The 23650-nt window shown below is 43.7% G+C and carries 22 protein-coding genes and 1 other RNA gene; 13 read left to right on the forward strand and 10 right to left on the reverse strand.

The genetic code is table 11. The annotated features are described in order from the left end of the window. Positions 1 to 44 precede the first annotated feature (44 nt). The 4 genes from ACR64G_RS03805 (at position 45) to adk (ending at position 3388) form a co-directional block, all read left to right on the forward strand. The gene (locus ACR64G_RS03805; RefSeq protein WP_435980632.1) at positions 45 to 638 is read left to right on the forward strand and encodes a DsbE family thiol:disulfide interchange protein; all 594 of its coding nucleotides are present in this window, start codon (positions 45 to 47) and stop codon (positions 636 to 638) included. Between the two features lie 86 nt (positions 639 to 724). After that, positions 725 to 1237, forward strand: a complete 513-nt coding sequence (locus ACR64G_RS03810; protein WP_435980633.1) for a cytochrome c-type biogenesis protein — start codon at positions 725 to 727, stop codon at positions 1235 to 1237. Next, complete coding sequence (gene ccmI, locus ACR64G_RS03815) at positions 1234 to 2514, forward strand: c-type cytochrome biogenesis protein CcmI (protein ID WP_435980202.1); 1281 nt, start codon at positions 1234 to 1236, stop codon at positions 2512 to 2514. The genes ACR64G_RS03810 and ccmI overlap by 4 nt, the downstream gene beginning before the upstream one ends. 217 nt (positions 2515 to 2731) lie before the next feature. Then, the gene (gene adk, locus ACR64G_RS03820) at positions 2732 to 3388 is read left to right on the forward strand and encodes an adenylate kinase (protein ID WP_435980203.1); all 657 of its coding nucleotides are present in this window, start codon (positions 2732 to 2734) and stop codon (positions 3386 to 3388) included. Between the two features lie 147 nt (positions 3389 to 3535). On the opposite strand, the gene secB is transcribed toward adk, so the two are convergent. From secB to rsgA, 4 genes are all read right to left on the reverse strand, one after another. Then, the gene (gene secB, locus ACR64G_RS03825) at positions 3536 to 4000 is read right to left on the reverse strand and encodes a protein-export chaperone SecB (protein ID WP_435980634.1); all 465 of its coding nucleotides are present in this window, start codon (positions 3998 to 4000) and stop codon (positions 3536 to 3538) included. Between the two features lie 98 nt (positions 4001 to 4098). Continuing rightward, a complete protein-coding gene (grxC, locus tag ACR64G_RS03830; RefSeq protein WP_435980204.1) occupies positions 4099 to 4362 on the reverse strand; it encodes a glutaredoxin 3 in 264 nt (87 codons plus the stop codon). Between the two features lie 289 nt (positions 4363 to 4651). Continuing rightward, positions 4652 to 5104, reverse strand: a complete 453-nt coding sequence (locus tag ACR64G_RS03835) for a rhodanese-like domain-containing protein (protein WP_435980205.1) — start codon at positions 5102 to 5104, stop codon at positions 4652 to 4654. 117 nt (positions 5105 to 5221) lie between these two features. Next, complete coding sequence (rsgA, locus tag ACR64G_RS03840; RefSeq protein ID WP_435980206.1) at positions 5222 to 6325, reverse strand: ribosome small subunit-dependent GTPase A; 1104 nt, start codon at positions 6323 to 6325, stop codon at positions 5222 to 5224. Positions 6326 to 6534: 209 nt separating this feature from the next. Here rsgA and orn point away from each other — a divergent pair, with 209 nt between their 5' ends. Next, positions 6535 to 7122, forward strand: coding sequence for an oligoribonuclease (orn, locus tag ACR64G_RS03845; protein ID WP_435980207.1), 588 nt, complete (start codon positions 6535 to 6537; stop codon positions 7120 to 7122). Positions 7123 to 7214: 92 nt separating this feature from the next. Here orn and ACR64G_RS03850 read toward each other — a convergent pair whose 3' ends face one another. Then, positions 7215 to 8048 carry a UDP-2,3-diacylglucosamine diphosphatase gene (locus ACR64G_RS03850; protein ID WP_435980208.1) on the reverse strand — a complete coding sequence of 278 codons (834 nt, stop codon included), beginning with the start codon at positions 8046 to 8048 and terminating at the stop codon, positions 7215 to 7217. A 63-nt stretch (positions 8049 to 8111) separates the two neighbouring features. Next, complete coding sequence (locus ACR64G_RS03855) at positions 8112 to 8624, reverse strand: peptidylprolyl isomerase (protein ID WP_435980635.1); 513 nt, start codon at positions 8622 to 8624, stop codon at positions 8112 to 8114. Between the two features lie 342 nt (positions 8625 to 8966). On the opposite strand from ACR64G_RS03855, the gene ACR64G_RS03860 reads away from it, so the two are divergent. From ACR64G_RS03860 to ACR64G_RS03880, 5 genes are all read left to right on the forward strand, one after another. Continuing rightward, positions 8967 to 10709: a glutamine--tRNA ligase/YqeY domain fusion protein gene (locus tag ACR64G_RS03860; protein ID WP_435980209.1), complete on the forward strand. Its 1743-nt coding sequence runs from the start codon at positions 8967 to 8969 to the stop codon at positions 10707 to 10709. A gap of 153 nt (positions 10710 to 10862) precedes the next feature. Then, positions 10863 to 11612, forward strand: coding sequence for a phospholipase D family protein (locus ACR64G_RS03865; protein ID WP_435980210.1), 750 nt, complete (start codon positions 10863 to 10865; stop codon positions 11610 to 11612). A 271-nt stretch (positions 11613 to 11883) separates the two neighbouring features. After that, positions 11884 to 12522, forward strand: a complete 639-nt coding sequence (locus tag ACR64G_RS03870; RefSeq protein WP_435980211.1) for a peroxiredoxin — start codon at positions 11884 to 11886, stop codon at positions 12520 to 12522. Between the two features lie 163 nt (positions 12523 to 12685). Then, positions 12686 to 13348 carry a glutathione S-transferase family protein gene (locus ACR64G_RS03875; RefSeq protein WP_435980212.1) on the forward strand — a complete coding sequence of 221 codons (663 nt, stop codon included), beginning with the start codon at positions 12686 to 12688 and terminating at the stop codon, positions 13346 to 13348. Positions 13349 to 13641: 293 nt separating this feature from the next. Then, positions 13642 to 14613, forward strand: coding sequence for an META domain-containing protein (locus ACR64G_RS03880; protein ID WP_435980213.1), 972 nt, complete (start codon positions 13642 to 13644; stop codon positions 14611 to 14613). Between the two features lie 9 nt (positions 14614 to 14622). Here ACR64G_RS03880 and ruvC read toward each other — a convergent pair whose 3' ends face one another. Then, positions 14623 to 15207 carry a crossover junction endodeoxyribonuclease RuvC gene (ruvC, locus tag ACR64G_RS03885; RefSeq protein ID WP_435980214.1) on the reverse strand — a complete coding sequence of 195 codons (585 nt, stop codon included), beginning with the start codon at positions 15205 to 15207 and terminating at the stop codon, positions 14623 to 14625. Between the two features lie 195 nt (positions 15208 to 15402). Between ruvC and ACR64G_RS03890 the strand changes: the two genes are divergently transcribed. Beyond that, positions 15403 to 16038, forward strand: a complete 636-nt coding sequence (locus ACR64G_RS03890) for an FxsA family protein (protein ID WP_435980215.1) — start codon at positions 15403 to 15405, stop codon at positions 16036 to 16038. A 162-nt stretch (positions 16039 to 16200) separates the two neighbouring features. On the opposite strand, the gene ssrS is transcribed toward ACR64G_RS03890, so the two are convergent. Then, positions 16201 to 16396: non-coding RNA, 6S RNA (ssrS, locus tag ACR64G_RS03895), on the reverse strand. Positions 16397 to 16678: 282 nt separating this feature from the next. Here ssrS and gpmI point away from each other — a divergent pair. Together gpmI and ACR64G_RS03905 are read left to right on the forward strand one after the other, a co-directional pair. After that, positions 16679 to 18298 carry a 2,3-bisphosphoglycerate-independent phosphoglycerate mutase gene (gene gpmI / locus ACR64G_RS03900; protein WP_435980636.1) on the forward strand — a complete coding sequence of 540 codons (1620 nt, stop codon included), beginning with the start codon at positions 16679 to 16681 and terminating at the stop codon, positions 18296 to 18298. A gap of 223 nt (positions 18299 to 18521) precedes the next feature. Further along, positions 18522 to 20054, forward strand: coding sequence for a S41 family peptidase (locus tag ACR64G_RS03905; RefSeq protein ID WP_435980216.1), 1533 nt, complete (start codon positions 18522 to 18524; stop codon positions 20052 to 20054). 80 nt (positions 20055 to 20134) lie between these two features. Here ACR64G_RS03905 and ACR64G_RS03910 read toward each other — a convergent pair whose 3' ends face one another. Then, positions 20135 to 21781: a sigma-54-dependent transcriptional regulator gene (locus tag ACR64G_RS03910; protein WP_435980217.1), complete on the reverse strand. Its 1647-nt coding sequence runs from the start codon at positions 21779 to 21781 to the stop codon at positions 20135 to 20137. Positions 21782 to 21848: 67 nt separating this feature from the next. Continuing rightward, positions 21849 to 23513 (reverse strand): sensor histidine kinase, encoded by a 1665-nt coding sequence (locus ACR64G_RS03915; RefSeq protein WP_435980218.1) that lies wholly within the window; start codon positions 23511 to 23513, stop codon positions 21849 to 21851. Positions 23514 to 23650: the final 137 nt, after the last annotated feature.

Genomic DNA, 23650 nt, shown 5'->3' on the forward strand with positions numbered 1-23650 from the left:
GCGCACCTGACAAAAATACATTGACTACGCCTACGACTAGAACCATGAAGAAAAAGCAGATCAAAATATGGTTCTTGATTCCGCTTATTGTATTCGCAGGTTTTATTATCATGCTCTATATGCGTCTGGGTCAGCCGACAGATATCGTACCCAATACTGCGCTTCAGCGCCCCGTGCCAACTTTTGAGCTGCCACTGTTGTCAGATACGACGCGGGTGATGACCAATGCTAATTTGCCAGATCAGCCCTTTTTGATTAACGTTTGGGGCTCTTGGTGCCCTACCTGTATCGTTGAGCATCCGTTTTTGATGGAGTTAGAATCGCGTGGAGTCAATATCGTCGGTATTAATTATAAAGATGAGATCGGCAATGCGCTGAGTTACCTAAACCAGCGCGGCGATCCGTTCTCAATATCTGTGCAAGATTTGTCTGGTCAATTTGCGTTAGATTTGGGCTTAACGGGTGCGCCTGAAACTTTTATCGTCGATGGAGAAGGGGTGATTCGCCAGCATATCATTGGTGAGATTAATGAGACCAATTGGCAGGCACGTATTATACCATGTCTTATGGTACTCAATGAAGCCAATGAGGCCGCCAGCACACTAGATTCGGTTCAGGTTGAGGAGGCTTGCCAATGATCACTCATATCACTCACGATACCTCTAGTAAGACCATTATGAGTCAATCTATTATTAGCAGAATAGTCATAAGGCTGGCAGGCGTAATGCTCGCGTGCTTGCTTGGAATAACTGCCCATGCGGCAATCGATGTTTATGACTTTGACTCAGTGCAACAAGAAGCGCAGTACCGAGGTCTGATCGAAGAGCTGCGCTGCCCTAAATGTCAGAACCAAAATCTGGCGGGATCTGATGCGCCTATTGCTCAAGACTTAAAACAAAAAATTTATGATATGGTCAAAGACGGTCGTAGTGACGGCGAGATTCGCGTTTATATGCAAGAGCGCTATGGCGACTTTATCAGTTACAAGCCGCCTGTACGTCCCTCGACTTGGATACTATGGTTCTTTCCGCCATTACTACTCATCTTATTAATTGGCGGTTGGTTTTGGCAGAGTCGCCGCCGTCAGATCGTTGCTCGTGGTCAGGCAGGCGTTACTTCCATTTATACAGAGTCTCTAAGCGCAGCAGAAAAAGCGGAGTTAGAGCGTTTGCTATCAAGTAGCGATACGCACGCGACAATAGACCATGACCTCACAAGCATAAAGGATAAAAAATGACCTCATTTTCTACTTTTGGCTTATTTATTGCCCTAAGCTTACTTATTAGTTTGATATTGGCAGTCATCGTCATTATGCCTTGGCTAAAGGCTGCTCGCAGACCTGATAAACCGGTAGACAACCAGCTGCTCGATATCAACGTTGCTGTGTTCCGCGCGCGTCTCGCTGAGCTACAAATGGACAAAGATAGCGGCGTCATTGATGACACGCATTATCAAAACCAAAAGCTTGAGCTTGAGCGCCAGTTATTAGATGCGCAGCGTGAAGTTACGCTAATGGTGGTACCTGGTGTCAAAAGCCGTCTTATTGTAATGATATGGGTCCCTGTACTGGCAGCGTTAGCCTATCTATTGATTGGCGATCGTACGCCTGTCTTTACGCTTTGGGCAAGTGAGGACAAGGTAGGGCAAGTGGCTGATGACCTATTGACAGGCAGAATCGATCAGCCGCCCGCGTGGGCGATTGAGGATGGTAATCAGCTAATCAGTGCGATGCAGACTAATGTACACCGTCATGCCGATGACCCCAATCGCTGGATGCGCTTGTCTGAGCTGTTTTTATCATTGGAGGCGACGCCTTCAGCGATAGAAGCCTTGGCGCGTGCGTATCGCTTGTCTCCAGACAACGAAGAGATCGCTACTACTTATGCGCAGATTAGTTTTTTTGCCAATGAAGGTCAGCTCAATGTGGATAGCCGCCGTGTGCTAGAAGATCTGTTGGTCAAGAATCCACAACATGAGGGCGCGCAGATGCTCATGGCAATGGGTGAAGCGCGAAGCAGTAATTTTGAAGCGGCACAAGGCTGGATCAGTCGTCTACGCGGTAGCATCGCCGCTAAGCCTGGCGATCATACGCAAGCGCTGGCAAGTTTAGATGAGCTAAGCGCCAACGTGAACGCGCAGCAACAGCAAGCCGCTCAAGGTATTGATGTAACCGTAACGGTCAATAGCAGTTTGCTACCGCTGATTAAGGGTGATGACGTTTTATTCGTCGCTATTCGTGATGTCAATGGCGGTCCACCGTTCGCCGCCAAGCGCTTGCCTATAAGCGTCATCAAGCAAGCAGAGGCAAATATAAGCCTCAGTGATCTTGATGCTATGATGCCTGAGCGTACGCTGGCGCAGGCACGAGCGGACAAAGTCCAATTGGCAGTCGTGGCGCGCATTAGCCACAGCGGTAACGCTATCGCAGAATCAGGTGATTTGTCTGGTAATCCTGTGGTCGTTAGTAGTGAGCAAAATCAGGTTAATGTCGCGATTAATCAGCAGGTACCTTGACGACTACAAAAGACGTTGCTTCAGCGTCAGCTAGCCTGCGCTATAATGGCGTGCAATAGCGTTATATGAACAGTTAAGTCATCGCAATTAATGACTAAGCCATGAAAATACTTGAGCTTTGCAAAGCCACAAGGTAAGGTGAGCTTGCAATTAACCAATCCCTAATTACAATGTGTTTAAAACCTTATCCCAAAACTCTATTAAGGAGAGTCGTTACATGATGCGTATTATTTTGCTAGGTCCACCAGGCGCCGGTAAAGGTACCCAAGCCCAGTTCATCTCTAAAGAGTATGATATCCCGCAAATATCGACAGGCGATATGCTCCGTGCTGCTATCAAAGAAGGTAGCGAGCTTGGCAAACAAGCTGAAGATGTGATGAACGCAGGTGGCCTTGTATCGGACGACCTCATTATTAATTTGGTCAAAGAGCGCATCGCAAAGCCTGATTGTACCAATGGCTGTATATTGGACGGTTTCCCGCGTACCATCCCGCAAGCACAAGCCCTAGCTGAAGCCAAGGTCGATATCGATCATGTGATTGAGATCAGCGTACCTGACGATGAGATCGTCAAGCGCCTATCAGGTCGTCGCCAGCATGCAGGATCAGGTCGCGTCTATCATGTCGATCACAATCCGCCAAAGGTTGAGGGCATCGATGATGTCACAGGCGAGCCTCTTATTCAGCGTAAAGATGATAAAGAGTCGACGATTCGTGAGCGTCTAGCCACTTATCACGAGCAGACCTCAACGCTAGTAGGTTTTTACAAAGATAGAGCTAAAGAAGGCGATGATGCGCCTAACTATGACAAGTTCGATGGTACTCAGCCTATTGAAGACGTCAAAGCGCAAATTTTGTCGGCATTAAAGGCCTAGTATTAATACAAAGCTAGCTTTTAAGATAAAGACCTCGACTAATCTAGTCGGGGCTTTTTTGTATTAATTTTTAGTACTTCAAAGACAAAAAAACCGCCAACTCAAAAAGAAGGCGGTCTTTGCATGATAAGCACTTAACAATAAAACCTAAGCGTTACCTTGGGCATCTACTTGTGCTTGCTGACCTTGTTGCTGGCTTTGCGCATAAGCTTGATCGAAGTTGACTGGGGCAAGCAACAACTGCGGGAAGCTACCACGAGTCACGATATCACTGATGACTTCACGAGCATAAGGGAATAGAACATTAGGGCAATACGCGCCTAAAATCTGACCGATTTGATCTTCAGGAATATTCTTTAATAAGAAGATACCCGCTTGATGAACTTCAGCGATAAAAGCGGGCTCATCGGCATTTTTTGCATTGACGCTAACGGTCAAAATAACTTGATAATGATCGTCATCAAGCTTTTCAGCGTTACTTGATAAATTGATATCCAGCTCAGGATTCCACTCTTTGGTAAAGACGCCCGCGCCTGGTACTTCAAGTGACATATCTTTGATATAGATACGCTCTAATGCTAACTGCGGTTGTGCTTGTTCTTCAGCCATGATGATTCCTTTATTAAAATGGGACAAAATATAGTCGTTCTAATCGGCACAAAAATGCCGTCAAATCTACTAAATGAACAGATAAGAAGTAATATAACAGATTATCCAGCTAGTAGCTCATCGAGCTTGCCTTGCTGGTTAAGCTGATTAAGCTCAGTAAAGCCACCCACAAAAGTGTCACCGACAAATATTTGCGGTACTGTGCGATAGTTTTTGGTTTTTTGCATCAAAGCGCGGCGCTCATCACTGCTCATGTCATGCATACCAATCTCTTCAAAACTAACGCCTTTAGATTTTAGTAGTTGTTTGGCGTTAGTGCAATACGGACAAATCGGAGTAGTATAAACTTTAACAGGTACAGTCATTATGGTTCTTCCTTAATAGTTATCGATATAAAATGATAAGTCGCAACTTATAGACAAAAGCTGCAACTCATAGACATGAATAGTGTAGACAGTCGTATTATCGGTTGCCAATCAGTTAATGACAATCATAACTTAAATTATCTTCATCTATAGGATGGGGCTTGGCCTGACAAAATCAAGTTATGAGAGCTTAAAGCATCTTACTGTTATCACTCAAGTATAAAACGGCGCATAAAAAAACACCATATTGCTATGATGTCTGCTTCGCGAGTATATAGAGCTATACCTATTACTTACTTAATTTTGGCTTAGATTTCGTTTTTTTATTCTGTGAGTCTTTGAGTCCTACTAGAGGCATACCAGCACCTTGCCACCCACCAATACCACCCTCTAAACGATAGACGTTGTCTTTGCCTATCATTTGTATCGCCGCGCCTGCTTGCACACCGATGTCACAGATAATAATCACCGGATCTTCGATAGCTTGTATCTCATCCAAGCGATCCTTGAGCTGAGTGAATGGAATATTACGACTGCCTTGAATATAGCCTGTCGTATATTTTTTGGCAGGGCGAATATCGATGAGCTGTGCATTTTGCGAGTTGACCATCATGCCAAGGGTGTTTGGAGATATTTTTTTGCCGCTGCGCTTACTCTCAATAGTAAAAAACAAGATAGCAAGTACGGCTAAAATACCGAATAAGAACGGGTGGTTACCCATAAATTCAAGTGCACGATCCAAACTAGACCTCCAAAATATAAGTGTTCTATCAGCTGGCCTGATAAAAATGAACAAGGCGCTATTATACCGACTAGGCTCTATATAGTAAACGTATGAAAAATACTCAATACGTGCGTCCTAATAAGGTTTGGTATCTGCCTCATCTGTGAGGGTCACAAGGTTCTCAACACGGCGCTGAAGAACCTCACCATCAGCGACCGCTTGCCATAGCGCGCAGCCTTTGGAATTGTGGGTATGACGACAGTCGCGAAATTGACAGTAGCCTGATAGCGGTGCCAGCTCGACGAATCCTGAGATAATGTCATCAGGAGTCAGATGCCAAATACCATACTCGCGAATACCTGGCGTATCGACGATGCCGCCTTGGGTTAGATCATCTGGATTAAAGGGTAGTAAACGGCTAGTCGTCGTCGTGTGCTGACCTAATTTTGAGTTCTCTGAGATGATATTGACGCTTTGCGCGGACTCTGGCAGCAGTGCATTAATCAAACTGCTCTTACCAACACCAGATTGACCTGCAAATATCACTAGCTTGTTATTTATGTAACGTTTGAGCTCGCTAAGTCCTTGCTGATCACCCTTCTGTAATACGTTCTCTGGACAATCGACTGAAGTCAATACACTCTCATAACCAAGCGCTGCATACTGCATAAGAAGTTCACGAGTATCGACAGTAGACTCGCCCTGCAATAGATCTGCTTTATTTAAAACTAACAGCGGCTGCACGCCTGCATGGTGACAGACCACCAGATAGCGATCAATTAGGGTAGGAGCGGCGGCAGGTAACGGTGCAAAGACAATCGCTAAGATATCAATATTAGCGGCGACGGGTTTGAGCTTGTGATAACGATCAGGGCGCGAGATCATCGAGGTACGTGGTTTAACGGACTCGATACGACCAAAGCCCGTATTGGAGTCCGCCGTCCAGCGCACTTGATCGCCTGCTGCGAGCATAGGCAAATTGGTACGCACATGACAGCGCCAAACGTCACCCAGCGCTAATGCCTGCCAAAACGGCTCAGGATCGTCAGGGGCAAACTCAGGTTGTAAAGGTATGACAGTAGGTAAGCTTGTGACTTGTACCTCTAACTGCTTGCCAAAATGTGCCATAACCACGCCATCCATCAAGCTATCATTGATGCTGTCTTGACTGGCAAGTTGCTGTTTATCAATGCGACGAATTTGCTGTTTGGTGAGTTTGCGCTGCCGTATCAATGCCATAAGTGCTGCCTGTGTTGTTTTAATTGCGATAAAAATATGTCTCAGTGTAGCGTGAAAATTTGCTAACATACAGCCTAATACGACTGTGCTAAGCGTTGATTTTGTAATGTTTTGAGTGTGGATGATTTGTCGATAATCCTCATACTTATTACAGAACGCTCACTTCTTTCTGGCACTATAGCGAATCCACTTTTATCATGGGACATTTTATGACCACAACCGATCATCCTAATAAGATCAAAATTAAGAACCAGGGCAAAAAAGGACTGGTCTGGATTGACCTTGAAATGACGGGGCTTGATACTTTAAATGACGAAATTATAGAAATTGCGACAGTAGTGACGGATGAAGATTTGAACGTACTGGCTGAAGGGCCTGTATTTGCTATCAAAGTCTCCGACCAAGCGCTAAACGCTATGGATGACTGGAATACTAAGCAACATGGTCAGTCAGGTCTGGTTGATCGCGTGCGCCGTAGCACCGTGACGCTGGCAGAAGCAGAAGCTGAGACCATTAAATTTTTGAACAAATGGGTGGATAGTGGCAAGTCGCCGATGTGCGGTAACTCTATTTGCCAAGATCGTCGATTTATGGCGCGGCAGATGCCAGAGTTGGAACGGTTTTTTCATTATCGCAACTTAGATGTGTCTTCAATCAAAGAGCTATGCTTTCGCTGGCGTCCCGATATTCTAAAGAACTTTGAAAAAGGCGGTAGTCATCTAGCATTAGATGATATTCGCGACTCTATTCGTGAGCTTAAGCATTATCGTCAGCACTTTTTTAAATTGATGGATTAAGATGAACTAAGACTATAGAGTACTAGCTAAGATGCTATTAAAAAGGGTTTGTTGAATAAACAGACTCTTTTTTTGGTTCGTCAATCGCGTACTTATCGCTGCAAAAACTGAAATTCAACTAATTCAAACTCAGTATCGTTGTCCGCGTGGACTACTGCGCCAATCACCGCGCTTACCTTGGGCTTACGCGTATCTTTATCGATCAATCGCCAATCTCCTAACACGTAACGCGTCTTATTATTAGTTGTCTGATGAACATTTGGGCGATGTGTATGACCATGTAGTAGGGCGTCGTTGTTTTTGACAGCATAAGCCACGGACTGCTCATTAACATCCATGATAAAAGCATCTTTGGTGCGATTATTAAGTTTACTCTTAGCGCGAATGTTATCAGCGATAGCTAAACGTTTCTCTAGTGATTTATTGAGCAGATACCATTTGGTCAAACGATGACGCATGACTTTACGAAACCATTGATACTTTTTATCATCGCTACACAGCGCATCGCCATGTTCTAAACGATAGCTTTGTTTGCCAACTTGCAGTAGATAAGGCTCATCGATAAGCTCACCGCCAAATAAATTTAAAAAACCTCGATCGAGTAGAAAGTCACGATTACCATGCATAAACAAGATCGCACAACCTTTGACTCGCAGTCGCTTCAGTTTTGCGATTAAAGGCGTTAGCCAGTGCGTTTCGCGCTCTTCAATAGGTAATGATAAATACACATCATCCCCTAACCATACCTCAAACCAATCGCCCAAAATATACAACCGCTCAATCTGAGGCAAGGCGAGACAGTCATCGAGCAGCGCTAAAAAAGCCTGCACAAGTGCAGGCTCCTCTAACGATAAATGCAAATCGCTAATCAGTACTTGCCGTATATTATGCGGGCGAGTAGTCATCAAGTGATCAAAGCTTTGCATCTATCATAACCTCTTTTATCCTATCAGCTATTTACGACTACGCCGCAAATAGCCAAGCAAAAATTACTGAGAAACGACTTTGGCAGAGTTAATAGTGATCGCCTCTTTTGGCACATCAGCATGCATACCGAAACGACCTGTCGGAACACCGCGCATTTTTTCGATGACATCCATACCGCTTGTGACTTTACCGAATACCGTATAGCCCCAACCTTGCGCGTTTTTGCCGCTATGGTTCAAAAAGTCATTGTCTTTTACATTAACAAAGAATTGGCTCGTCGCTGAATGCGGGTCTTGGGTACGCGCCATAGCGATAGTGCCAGCGTCGTTTTTTAGACCATTATCTGCTTCATTTTCAACAGGTGCATTGGTCTTTTTCTCATTCATCTGGGCATCCATACCGCCGCCTTGAATCATAAAGCCGTCGATAACGCGATGAAAGATAGTGCCTTCATAATGACCAGAATCAACATAGTTTAAGAAGTTCTCTACTGTTTTTGGGGCTTTTTCTTCATTGAGTTCAATAGTGATGTTACCCATTGACGTCTCTAATTCTACTATTGGCATGTTGCTCATGGTTATCTCCTGATTGTTTACGTTGGATAGTGGATCGGGCTGATTGTCTGTAGTGGTTGTGCTATTGCTGCTAGCGCAGCCTAGTATAAGTAAAGGGGCAAATAAGCTGGCAAAGCCAAATGTTTTGATGGCATGCATAGATTTTCCTTATGGTTCTAAGAGGCAATCTTAATTCAGACGCCAGTTTAGAGGCTAGTCTAACGGCTTTTTTGTCCGATGTCATGTATCTGGCTGTTACTGGCTTTGCAAAAGCTGATAGAATAACTCAACTTTTTATTTTGTATTTAATAAAGTGCAATAATACATCGCATAGATGACTAAATTGCCTAGGAGCAATGATTGATGAGTGACAACGCTAACAACAGTTCAACGAAAGCTGAACCAAAAAATGACTTTATTCGTAACATCATTCGCAGCGATGTTGAAGCGCAAAAGTACGAGCAAATCGTTACTCGCTTTCCACCTGAGCCAAATGGCTACTTGCATTTAGGTCACGTCAAATCTATCTGTCTTAACTTTGGCGTGGCAAAAGAGTTCGATGGCATCTGCCATCTGCGCTATGACGACACTAACCCGACCGCTGAGAAGCAAGATTACATCGACAATATCAAAAACGATGTGCAATGGCTCGGCTTTGAGTGGGCAGGGGAGGCGCTCCATGCATCCAGCTACTTTGATCAGCTTTACAAATGGGCGGTGCAACTAATTGAGCAAGGCGATGCTTATGTTGATCTGCAAACGCCTGAACAAATCAAAGAGAACCGGGGCTCGTTTACTGAAGCGGGTACACCATCACCGCAACGTGATGCAAGTGTTGCTGACCATTTAGCTTTATTCGAGGACATGAAAAACGGTAAGTTTGCAGATGGTAAAGCGGTGCTACGCGCCAAGATTGACATGTCGGACGCCAATATGAATATGCGTGATCCGATACTTTATCGTGTCATGCATCAAGCGCATCATCAGACGGGTGATAAATGGTGTATCTATCCGATGTATGATTTTGCTCATCCGTTATCAGATGCGCTAGAGGGCATTACGCATTCGTTATGTACGCTAGAATTTGAAGATCATCGTCCGTTTTATGATTGGATTGTGGCAAAGGTTGGTTTTGAGACGCCGCCGCATCAGTACGAGTTTAGTCGTCTAAATGTCGATCATACTTTGACCAGTAAACGTAAACTCAAGCAACTCGTCGATGAGGGTATCGTTAAGGGCTGGGATGATCCGCGTATGCCAACGGTCGCGGGCATGCGTCGCCGCGGTTATACGCCTGAAGGCTTGCGCGACTTTTGTGATCGCGTCGGCGTATCTAAAGCGGATGGCGTCACCGATATGCGCCTGCTAGAATTTAGTATTCGTCAGTCATTAGATGACACGACAGCGCGCGGTATGGCAGTACTAAAACCGCTAAAAGTGACGATTACTAACTTTAGCGCGGCGGTGAGTCAGTGGGAGGCATTAAAAGCCGATAGCGTAAATGCCCGCTGGGACGTGGACGCACAAACTTTGTGGCTGACCCAGCCTAAGCACCCTAATGTCGAAGATATGGGCGAGCGTGATATTCCTTTTACCAAAGAGATTTATATTGATAAAGGCGATTATGAAATAGAGCCGCCAGCAGGCTACAAGCGTCTGTCACCCGAAAAGCCTGAAATCCGCTTACGTAATACCTATGTGCTCGCGGTCACTGAGCATATTACAGATGATAGCGGCACTGTCGTTGAGCTAAAAGCTACCATTGATCCGACCACTTTGGGTCAAAATCCAGAAGGGCGCAAGGTTAAAGGCGTGATTCATTGGGTCTCGGCAAGCCAAGGTATTCCTGCCATAGTACGGCTTTATGAGCCGCTATTTAGTGTCGAAGACCCAAGTAGCGTCAGCGATGTACATCAAGTGCTGAATCCTGATTCATTGACGGTACTAAACGCGGTCGTTGAACCCTCGCTGGTTGCAGCGGATGCGGGCACGCGCTTTCAATTTGAGCGCGAAGGCTACTTTATCTCAGACAGCGAGGAGCACAGCACGGACAGACCTGTATTCAATCAAATTGTCAGCTTGCGCGATAGCTACAAACCCGCTTAAGCATATTATTCGTCAATCGCTGACGCTTGGAGTCTACATTACTGTCTAAACTTAGGAAACTAAACTCGACAAAAGTAGTTTGCAATCCAGCCCATTTCTAGTAGTCTAGGAATGGGTTTTATGTGAAAGACAGTAAATTTTGAGGATAGCGGTATGGCGAAATTTTTAAACAGTAGTGGAACGACTTATCATTTAGAGGAGCTGATCAAAAACGCCTCAGATCGATTGATTATTATTAGTCCTTATCTAAAATTAAATGAGCGTATCAAAGAGTTACTAGAAGATCGCAATCGACTCAAAATTGATATCCGTATCGTTTATGGCAAGAACGATCTTCATCCAGAAGAGATTAATTGGCTCAAAAATCTCACCTTTATTCGTACTAGCTTCTGCAAAAATTTGCACGCTAAATGCTACCTGAACGAAAACGAATGCATTATCACAAGCTTAAATCTTTATGAGTTCAGTCAAGTCAACAATAATGAGATGGGAGTGCTAATCTACCGTAATGACGATGCCAAGCTTTACGCGGATACTTACGAGGAGGCTCAGCGTATCATCCGTATCAGTGATGAGGTGCGTATGTCGCTTGAAAAGGTAGGCGGGCAGACAGCTGAGACAGATAACGGCGCTGTTAACAATGAGGACAAAACGGCAGAGAGTCACTCACCTACCAAACCCGTAGAAACAACGCCAAATTATTCCAAACTAACAACGGCTAAACTGGCCAAGGAGTTAAGTCTAAAAACGCAAGAGCTTAATGATAAGTTAGTAGCCGCAGGTTATCTAGAAAACAAAGAGGATGAGCTAGTATTAACTGAAGCAGGACGCGCAGTAGGTGGTACAAGTAAACGCGGGAAATACGGCGAGTTTTGTCTATGGGACTCAGGTATGGTTATCTAAGCATTTGCTAGGCAAAAATATGATGTTTAGTTAAAAGTGGAATAAGCGTCTTACAATTGCTCACAAGAGTGTTATAACTGATTTGCTAAGATAGGGTTAAGTTTTGCTGATGTGTATTGAGTTACTATATACTCTAAGAGCATATTGACAGTAAGAGCATGTTTACATTTTACATTAAAAGACTGCTTGTATCAGTTGATGCTAATGTCAATCAGCAAAAGCGGTTTTCATTAGTTCGAATAAAATTAAAATTTATAATAAGGAGCTTTATATGGCACATTTACGTTTAGGTGATGATGCACCAAACTTTGATGCAAATACTACTGACGGTCAGATCAATTTTTATGATTGGGCGGGTGACAGTTGGGTAGTGCTCTTTTCGCACCCAGCCGATTTTACCCCTGTATGTACCACTGAGCTTGGTAGAGCTGCTGCCTTAAATGGCGAGTTCCAAAAGCGCGGGGTCAAGCCGATCTGTATCTCTGTCGATAGCATAGAAGATCACCATCAGTGGGCAAAAGATATTGGTGAGACGCAAGGCACAGCTTTGAATTTTCCAATCATTGCTGATCCTAGTAAAGAAGTGGCTGAGCTATATGACATGATGCATCCGAACGCAGATAGCACGCATACGGTACGTAGCGTCTTTATTATTGATCCTAAAAAGAAGATTCGCCTTACTTTGACGTATCCTGCCAGCTGTGGTCGTAACTTTGATGAGATCATCCGAGTCATTGACGCTATTCAGTTGTCTGATGAGTATAACATCGCAACGCCAGTCGATTGGAAAGACGGCGATGATGTCATTATTCCGCCAAGCGTCAAGAACGAAGACATCGCGGCTAACTACCCCAAAGGTCATACAGAAATCAAGCCTTACTTGCGTACTACGCCTGCACCAAATAAGTAAGCAATCTTTTGTCCTTAATATTAAGAGCCTCATAACCTAACGGTGTGGGGTTTTTTATTACTTACTTTGTTGGGATTACAAACGACTTGCTGTGCTAGACTCGGTAAGTAAAATGTATTAACGCACTTTATCAACCAGTGATTATCTACTATAAAAGGACTTTATGATGAAAAAACTATATATCACCCGCACCGCACCTAATCCACGCAAAGCACTTATTTTGATGGCCTCAAAAGGCATTAATATCGATGATGTTGACGATATCGATGTGGTCGATATTGATTTTAGTACCAGTGAGCAAATGGGCGAGGTATTCACCCAGATCAACCCGATGCGAACGGTACCGGTACTCATTTTAGGTGATGGTACTTCCCTCAACGACTCACAAGCAGTATGTGAATATCTTGACCGTGTTTATGGCGAGCGTTCAGTGATGGGCAATGATGTCGTACAACGTGCGCAAGTATGCTCGATGCGCCGTATCGCTGAGTTTGAGGTACTCTACAATTTTATGTTAGCCTTTCAGCACAGTCATCCTTCAAAAGCTGAGCGTGTGGAGCAGGTTGCCGATTTTGTAACGCCGTCAATCAACCGCGCGTTACAAGCGCTTCCTTATTTTGAAAAGGCTCTGAACGGTCATGACTATCTAGTTGGTGATCAATTAAGCTTTGCAGATATCGTCTTATACTTAGGTCTTGATTTTGGTAAAGCGCTAAAAGTGAATCCAACCGAACAGGGTGATAATCTGGCGCGCTTTTATGAGCACATGCATGAACGCTTTAGTATCAAAAAAATGGCCAAAGCTAAACCTGCTGAAGATAAATAATAGTGGGATAGTGAGTATGAAATGAGATGTTAGTCGTTAGGGTTTTACGAGTACTTTATGAGCTGAAAAGTTCGAGTTAGAAATCCTAACATCTTTTTACAGCCAGCATCCATAGTGCAGCGTTATCATTGTCTTTATAAGATTATGCTGCATTAATATGCGCTATATTATGCGCTATATTAAGAGTTACTTAGTTTAGTGGGCTCTAGCAGCAAACACGTTTTTTCGCCTGAATCGCTTACCTATGACGGTATAGGTAGAGCTTAGTATAGTATTAGTAAGGTTATATCGGTATGAAATCAGCATCAAAAGTAGTCGGGTTATCAGTGTTATTGGGCGCTATCTTAGTGATCAGCGCTTGTAGCGATCCTGTGCAAAGTGCTAATAATGATAACCGTGCTACAGATGTTGACAGCAGTACTGAGGTTTTGCCTGATGACGGTACAATATTATCTAACGAATCAACACAGTCTGAAAACACTCAATTAAGCGCAGACGATAAGATGATCAATACTTTGATTCGATATCGCTGGGTTTTGGTAGATGCTTTGGATGATAAAGGCCAGCCTTTGCCCTTATTGACAGATATCAAGGAGCAGGTCACGACCTCATTTAATCAGCGACAAAGCAAAAATATTCTGAATTATAGTGTCGGCTGCAATACCATGAGTGCAGGTTATGAGCTCAAGGGTGATACGCTCGCGATTGACAATAGTATGAGCACTAAAATGTCGTGCAAAGATCTAGATTTGGTTGAGAACCGCTTAAACGCGCTCATGCAAGGGGTGAGTCAAGTAGAATTTATAGACAATGAGGACAGCCCGACACTGACTCAAACTACTGATAACGCGGTGACTCTATTTTGGCGTGGCAAACTGACCGCAAAAGCAAAATACGGTAGCAAAGGCGAAACCGTATTTTGGGCTATTGATGCGCAAAGTACGCCTTGTACCAGTGATAGCAAACAGATGTGCTTACAAGTTAGACCTATTGTTTATAACGATCAAGGTATAAAGGTGCATGAAGGTAAACGAGTAGCGTTCGCAGGCAGAATTGATGGGTATGAGCACGATGAGAACTTTGAGCAAGTGCTACGTATGCATCGATATCCATTGAATCCTTCAAATAAGTTGAATAGTGGCAATGATCAGGATAGTACTCAAAAAGACGCCAAAAATAATGTTCAAGATAGTAATCTAGAATCATCTAGTGATGACTATGCCTACGTACTTGACACTATCGTTGAACAAACTTCAGTACAGTAATCACATAAGCTAACGGATATTACCTAAATCCTCTTCTGTAAGGCGCCAACGGCCTTTTTTCTTAGAGCTACCTCGTCCGCGCAGCGCACTATTTAGTATGAGCTTGTTCATAGAATGACTTGAATGAGCATGACAAATCGCACAGGCTAGACCATCAGCAGCGTCTTGCTGCGGTACAACATCTAACGACAGTATACGGCAGACCATCTCTTGTACTTGCTCTTTGGCTGCAGCGCCATAACCGCAAACAGCTTGTTTGATTTGGCGCGCAGTGTACTCTGAAACTTCTAAATCTAGCGCTACCATAGCTGCAATAGCTGCGCCGCGAGCTTGACCTAGTTTTAGCGCTGAGTCTGGGTTCTCTGCCATAAATACTTGCTCAATAGCAGTATAAATGGGCTCATTAGCATATTTTATATGATATTGGGTAATGCGGGTTAAGCCATTAAAGATACGTTTTAGACGTTCAGGCATCTCTTTGGTATCGGTACGAATGGTTCCAGCATCGATAAAAGTCAGTTTGTCTCCAGTCTGCTGGACGATACCATAACCTGTCATGCGAGAGCCTGGATCTATTCCGATAATAATTGCCATAAGGGTCCATTTTTATACTAGAGCATGTTTAGTCCGCTCTACATATATTTTGATTGATCGCTTAAAAAAGAGCTGCAAGTTTGCAAGTAGCAGTAAGTTTGATAGTATAGCAAGCCATCCCCATATACATCATACGCTAACCATTTTAATTTACATATTGCTTAAATCTTAAGTTTAATTATAGGACGACATTTTATGGGTCAGATAGTTGGTATCGCCATTGTTTGGTTTATTATTGAGATGCTCATATGGTATCTAATAGCGCAAACGATTAGCGGCTGGTGGGTGTTTATGTGGTTTATCATCGCCGCTGTTATCGGTATTAGCCTCATTCGTAAAGGTATGGCTGCTCTAAATCCTATGGCACAGCAGATGAAAGCGGGCGGTATGATGAGCCCCTCAATGCGTCCGCAAGAGGCTACTATGCTAAAAAGCATAGCCATGGCTGCGGCTGGTATATTATTATTGATACCAGGGGTTATTAGTGATTTGATGGCGCTATTGGTTGTGTTGCCGCCTGTCCAAAAGAAGTTAAAAGATGTCGCTAATACTTACGTGATGAACAATCAGCAAAAAATGATGGAGATGATGGCCAAACAAATGGGTGGTCAAAGCCCATTCGGTGGACCAGGCGGTATGAATAATCAGAATCCATTTGGCGGCGCTAGCGGTATGGGTAACCAAAATCCATTTGGCCAGCAGCAAAGCCCTTTTGGTCAACAACAAAATCCATTCGGTGATGCTTTTAAGCAGCATACTACAATCGATGGCACTGCCAAAAATATTCCTAAAGATGTCAAAAAAATCACCAAATCTGCTAATGACGAATAGCAGTCAAAGCGCGGTCAGCATAAACAAAAGCTAATCATTTAGCTTATCCAAAAAAAGCCCCTATCTTTTATAAGATAGGGGCTTTTGCATTTTTACTAATACTGATTGGTCGTATGACTCTCAATAGCATGTCAGCTAAGTGACAAGTCATAGTAACCGTATAAAACAACCGAAGTGTCGCCGTAAGATGGTGACCCATGAACCGTGAAGTTCAGGGCGGATACGTCATTATCTCTGCAGGTTTCCTGAGACACCGCAAGCGATGCAGGCATACACAATGAGATAATAGATAGCGCATCCTGGTAAAGCATTATCGGCTCAGGGAATAAACATCTACTAGCCAACACTTCAGAATATAATAATAGTAACCAATGGATTAGGGGAATGCAAGAGTGATTTACAGTTTGATACGTAGCTTTGACAGTACCGATATCTAAGTACATATAAGTGAATAGATGATTTCTTACAGACTCGTCTATCTCATAGGCGCATCTGTTATCGTGTAAAGAATGCTCAGTTTTCAAGTATTTCAAGATGTATGGTAATATATAGGGCTTTTAGTACCCTAAATATCGGCGTTCATTCACTTGAGGAGCGGTAATCTATGAGCAATATGCACACGCAATCGCAGACCCAGCCTATGTCTACTGATGATAAGCAGACAAAAACTGGCAATCAGAAAAACAAAAAAATACCCCATGTTTTGATGATTTTGGATGGTTTTGGTCATCGTGAAGAGGATGATGACAATGCGATAGCTGCCGCGAATACGCCACATTTAGATAGCATTTACCAGCGTTATCCTCATGGACTCATATCTGCCTCTGGCGAAGATGTTGGCTTGCCAGATGGTCAGTTTGGCAACTCTGAGGTAGGTCATATGAATCTAGGCGCAGGGCGTGTGCTATATCAAGATTCAACGCGCATCTCAAGCGAGCTTGCCAATCGCGAATTTTACAAAAACGAAGCTTTGGTTAACGCGGTCAATGCTGCTAACGAGCTTGGCGGTAATGTACATATCATGGGTTTGATCTCTGATGGCGGTGTACATTCGCATCAAGACCATATTGAAGGCATGTGTCACTCAGCTCTCGTTCACGGTGCCAAAAATGTCTTTGTTCATTGTTTTTTGGATGGACGAGATACGCCGCCTAAGTCTGCTGATAAGTACATCAATCGTCTGCGTGAGTATCTAAATCAGCTAAATGCCCATTATGAGGGCCGCGTACAGATTGCTAGTATCGTAGGTCGCTATTTCGCTATGGATCGCGATAATCGCTGGGATCGAGTGCAAAAGGCTTATGAGCTGATTACCCAAGGTAAAGCCGATCGTATGTCGACACGCGCAGATGGCGCAGTGCAAGCGGCGTATAAGTCGCGAGAAACAGATGAGTTCATTAGTCCAACGACGGTCATTGAGCATGGTGAAACGCCCTTTACCGTTGATGATAACGATGCTGTAATCTTTATGAATTTTCGAGCGGATCGCGCGCGTGAGCTGGCTCAAGCCTTTATATTACCGGATCACGAATTCTCAGGTTTTGCCCGTCAAAAGCAGCCAAAACTGGCAGCCTTTGTCATGTTAACTAAGTACTCAGATGAGTTGGAAAAAAGCCCAAAAACGAGTATCGCCTATTATCCGACCTCACTAAATAATACATTGGGTGAGTTTTTGCAAGATCAGAACAAGACCCAGTTACGTATTGCTGAGACTGAGAAGTATGCTCATGTGACCTTCTTTTTCAGTGGTGGTCGCGAAGCTGAGTACGAAGGTGAGACGCGTATTTTAGTACCATCACCAGACGTAGCCACTTATGACCTGCAACCTGAGATGAGTGCACCTGAGCTTACGGATAAACTCGTTGCAGCTATTGAATCAGGCGCTCACGATGTCCTCATTGTCAACTACGCTAACGGCGACATGGTCGGGCATACTGGCAATTTCGCTGCAGCTGTGCAAGCGGTCGAAGCCTTAGATGAATGCGTAGGCCGTGTTGAGAATGCGGTACGCGCTGCAAAGGGTCACATGCTCATCACCGCAGACCATGGCAACTGTGAGCAGATGCATGATTATGATAGCGGACAAGTACATACGCAGCATACGACAGAGTTTGTTCCTTTAATCTACATCGGCGAGCAGCCTGTACAAGTACGTAGCCTAGGTAAGCTGAGCGATGTTGCTCCTACTATTTTGGCGTTGATGGATATGGTGCCACCAGGTGAGATGACAGGTGAAAGTCTATTAATCAAAGCATCATAATATTTAATATTATTGTTGTGATTTTCTTCAGGATGTCGCAGGCTACAATGACGATCATTCGCAGCAATCGATAGTTGCATATATTAAATGTCACTAGCACGAAAAGGGAGGGATAGTATTATCTCTCCCTTTTTTGACTTTGTTTGATAGATTAGCAGGCTCAATTACATTACTATTCTTATACGCCAGCCACATTCTATATTTATCTAAAAATGAGCTCCTTATGCCTCACTTGCGACCATCGATATACAAGTATTCAAACGAACCAGTAGCACTGTTATGCCGACGAGTGGTCATCAGTTCAGCTTTGGCATTGAGCTTGTGTGGACTCACAAGTGCTACAGGAGCCAGGACTTATGCTGCACCGATAGCTACTACAGCGAACGCTACTGACGACACAAATACCACTAAGAGAAGCACACCTAACCCTACAAGCACAAATACTAATGGTTTATCAGATAATGCTGAAATGCTTGAGTCTGCCGATGATACTTCTGATGATAGCAACTTTGAGGACGACATTAACAATGACTTCGATGATGATATTGACAGCGCGCCAGATAATAGTGCTTTAGACGACTCTGATGACAGCTTTGAAAATGAGTTAGATGCTAACGGAATGAGTTTGGAGATATCAGAAGAGGTGTCACAGGTTTCTCTCAATGCTATCAGCCCTGATACGCTAAAAACCTTTGTTAAGGTCATGGGCTTAGTACGCCGAGAGTACGTCGATGCGGTAAACGATGAGTCGTTATTTAATAATGCTATAAGTGGCATGTTGACCAAGCTTGATCAACATGCTGAGTTTTTAGATGTAGACGCTTATGATAATCTGCGCGCGTTTACTCAAGGGGATGTCGGCGACATTGGTATTACGGTTATGTACCAGCCCCAAGCAGGATACTGGGTTGTTACCGAGGTCATCAAAGACTCACCAGCGGATCAAAAAGGTATCGATATCGGTGATTATCTACATCAAGTAGATGAGTTTGAACTAGATGAGAATGATCGTGGTAACGATGTGAAACAACTACTGAGCGGTATCGCGGGTACGCAAGTCGATATTATTACCTCTAGAGCAGGTAGGCGCAAGCATACAACGACAGTGCAGCGTAATAATAGCAATCCAAGAATCATAGAGACACGACTTGTCAAAGGCATCGCTATTATCAAATTGCCTGTATTTCAAAACAATAGCCGTGAGAATATTATCCAAGGGGTAATCGGGCTTGACGCGCCAGTATCAGGTGTTCTGATAGATGTGCGAGATAATCCTGGCGGGGTGCTAGCCTCAGCTATCGATATTGCTAGTCTATTTATGACGGATACTGACGTCGTACAAGTCAAAAGCCGCAATGCAGATCCACGTACGCTGAGTACCAAAGGCGTGGCTATCTTAAAACCGCTCCCTGTCGTTATCCTACAGAACAGATATTCAGCATCAGCAGCAGAGGTGCTAGCAAGTAGCTTACAAGCTCAAAATCGAGCGATAATCGTTGGTGAGATCAGTTATGGGAAGGGCTCAGTACAGTCGGTCATTCCACTAGATAACGATCAGGCCATCAAGTTAACCGTCGCACATTATCTAACGACAAATGGGGATGAGATCGAAGGTATTGGAGTTAAGCCTGACATTATGCTACTCGGCAAAGAGCATACCTGGGAGCAGCAAGCCCTTAAAGTTCTACGCCAGCAAATTCAAACAGCGGGTATACGCTTTATGAATAAAAACGCGCAACATAGTGAGCGTCAGTAAAGTCTAATTAGTGTCAATTAATAAATCCTGCAAATTATTATCAAATCGCCCACTTTCTAACTTTAGGTACTTGAGAGTCGTCATTGTTTATTTTCAGCGATATCTAGTTTTTTCATACGATAACGTAAAGAGCGAAACGTGGTACCTAAACGCTCAGCTGCTTGAGTCTTATTCCAATCCGTTTGCTTTAAGGCGGTGAGGATCAGCTGCTTTTCCTGTTCCAAAAGATACTGCTCAAGACCTTCTTGTGGCAATTGCGGATCAGTTATAGCTGCTATCGTCTCTTGGGTTTGAATAGCCGTGCTAGCTGTCTGTTCAGTTTTAGAAGTATTTAGATTCTGATCATCTACTGAACTATTTACGTTCACTGTACCGTGCTCATTGGCTGATATATGTTTTACCGATGAAGGGTAATGCTGAGTGGTTGTTCGATAAGGGTAAGCATGCGCAAAACCTTGTCCTGTATCAGAATCGTCTGATTGCTCAATGGTCCTTCCTGATACGTGTATCGAGTTGTCATCGTCCGCTTTCAAGCTCACCACTTGCTCTACAGCGCTCAAATCGCTAAGACCTAGATGGTTTGTGTCTATGACTGAGCTATCAGCTAAAGTAATAGCGCGCTCAAGTAAGTTACGCAGCTCACGCACATTACCTGCAAACTCATGCTGCTGTAAGCGGTGGCAGGCCTCATCGGTAATAGTTGGCTCTACTTCAAGTTGCCATTCACGTGCAATTAAACCCAAAAAGTGAGCGGTCAATACCGGAATATCGTCGCGACGAGTATTTAATGCAGGCAGTTTTAGCTCAATGACATTGATTCGGTAATACAAATCTTGTCTGAACGTCCCTTCTTTGACCAGCCTGTCCAAGTCTTTATGGGTGGCAGATAGTATACGAATATCAACAGGCGCCTCCTTAGTATCACCAATGGCCCGAACGGTTTTTTCTTGAATAGCGCGTAGCAGTTTAACTTGCATCGCAAGTGGCAAATCTGCCACTTCATCCAAAAATAAAGTACCACCGTTAGCTTGTTGAAACAGTCCTTGCTTGTCAGCGACCGCGCCTGTAAAACTGCCTTTTTTATGGCCAAAAAACTCAGACTCCATAAGCTCTGAGGGGATAGCGCCGCAGTTCACAGCGACAAAACTCCCTTCTCGGCGCGGACTGAGATCATGAATTAAGCGAGCAACGACTTCTTTTCCTGTACCGGATGCCCCAGACAAAAACACAGGCGCTTGTGAGCGTGCCAGTTTAAGTACCGTTTTTTTGAGGGTTAGCATAACCTCTGAATTACCAATAAGGCGCTCGTCCAAAATCCGTTGTTCTGGACTTGACTCCAGCGTAATCTCCGACTGATGATCTCGATGAATTACCTTCAAGGCATTTTCTACCAGTTGACGTAATCGCGGTAACTCAAGAGGTTTATTAACAAAATCAAAAGCACCTATTTTTAGAGCTTCAATAGCCAAATCCATACTGCCATGCGCAGTGATAACTGCGACAGGACTAGTTGAGCTATTGCTGATAAGCTTGACCAGCTCCAAGCCCGAGCCATCAGGCAAGTTGAGATCGGTTAAGCAAAAGTCATAGCGGTTCTCTTGCCAGTAGTCCTTTGCTTGCGCCAACGTATAAGCAACATCACTTTTGATACCCATTTTGGTCAAAGTGATTTGCATCAGACGGCATAAATCAACTTCATCGTCGACGACAAGGGCAGTCGTGGTCATAGATATCCTTATTATATATAAGTGGCACAAGTTACATTAAGTATATAACGCTGAGATGACTTTTGTTCTATTTTCTCATCATTTGTTTGTCTATAGCAGGCGCAATCAAGCGAAAACACGTTTTTTCGTGCTCTGGTACGTATATGAGGCGCGCTTGATTGGCCTCACAAAAAGCTTGCGACAAATAAAGACCGAGACCTGTTCCTGAAGTATCTGTCGTAAAAAAAGGATTGAATAGCTGCCCTACATTATTAGCGTTGACGCCTGCGCCGTCGTCTAACACATCAAGTACCATCTCATTGTTTATGTAATAAATTTCTATTTTGACATAGGCGTGTGGGTGCGAGTAACTACTATAACGCAAACCATTATTGATTAAGTTGATAAGTACTTGCTCTAACTGGTTAGTATCAAACTGAATCACAGGCGCATCTTGAATGCTTATAAATACGTCATGTTCTTTGAAATAACTGTCTATAAATTCAGGTATCCACTCTGCCAAAGCGATAGATTGCTGAGCCGCTGTCTGCTGGCGTGACAATTTAAGAATATCTTCAATAATACGATTCACGCGCTTGGTTTGCGTAAATATCATCTTATAGAGTTCATGATTACTAGATACGGACTGCGACGTATCAAAAGAGACATTTTCTTTCCCTTCATTCTCCACAACATCTTCCATCAATAGCTCGCTCGCTTGAGAGATGGTCGCTAATGGGTTCCTAATTTCGTGAGCGATACTGGCTGTTAATTGACCTAAAGACGCTAGTTTTAACTGTTGAGCGCTGGCCTGCTCACGGCGTAGATCCTCTAATATGATCAATTGACTTGAGTCTTTTAGGGGTATGAGCTGTACACGCAATTTGCCAACAATAGAAGCATTATCAGCTTTGGGTAATTCATAGATAAAAAGACGAGACTGACCGGGCGCCACCGACAAACAGCCCTCAAATAGTTGAGGATGACGCTGACTAAATTGCTGCTCAAAGCGTGAAGCGATGTTGAGAAGCTGATGAGCTGCTAAGTTAGCCAGTACGATACGTTTTTGATCAATGACGATGACGCCATTCACCATTTGTTTGATGACCTCATGATTGATGGTATTGAGTCTTTGTACCTCATCTGAATGCTGCGCCGCCAGCTTTTCAACTTGTACTAATCGCTGTGAGATTGACCAGCTCAAAAACCCTACGGTTAGAAAACTTGCAGACATGAGCAGGGCATCGCCCAAATTGCTCAGACTCATACTGTTAGCAATCGCATAAAAAAACTGCTGATAAATCACAAAGATAATAGCGAGCAAAGTGATAATAAGGGCTTGCGAGCCGTTCAGCAGCATAAAGCTTGCAGCCACAACTACCATATATAGCATAGTAAGCTGTAAGTCAGGTGCACCATTGGTATAAAGGAGTAAGCTTAATATAACGATATCTAAGGCCAAACCAAATATCAATTGTTGACGCGGCTCTTTTGTCACGACATAAAACAGACCTAACAATATTAGACTGATAATGACATAAAAACCTAGAGCCGTTTGTTGTAATAAACTAGGCAGTAGCGAGCTCTCATCATCTCCGATAGAGGCATATACCATTAGCATAAAAAACAGACTAATGATTAATCGGTAGCTACTATATATCAGACCAAGGCGGCGCAACTGTGCTAGAGGCAAAGTATCACCTCTTTGTAAATATTGAGTCAAAGCAGTAGCAGCACTAGCAGCATATCTCATAAGCTAATCAATCATAAAGGTTCAAAACAGAGTGAATAAGTGACGAACAAAGGGGGTATTGTAGATAGTAACCGCATTAACGTTATCTAAGTTATCTAAGTAGTTATCTAAGTAGTTACCTAAGCAACTATTTAAGT

It is taken from the genome of Psychrobacter sp. DM4, assembly GCF_051307035.1.
In the GTDB taxonomy this organism is placed as follows: Bacteria; Pseudomonadota; Gammaproteobacteria; order Pseudomonadales; family Moraxellaceae; genus Psychrobacter.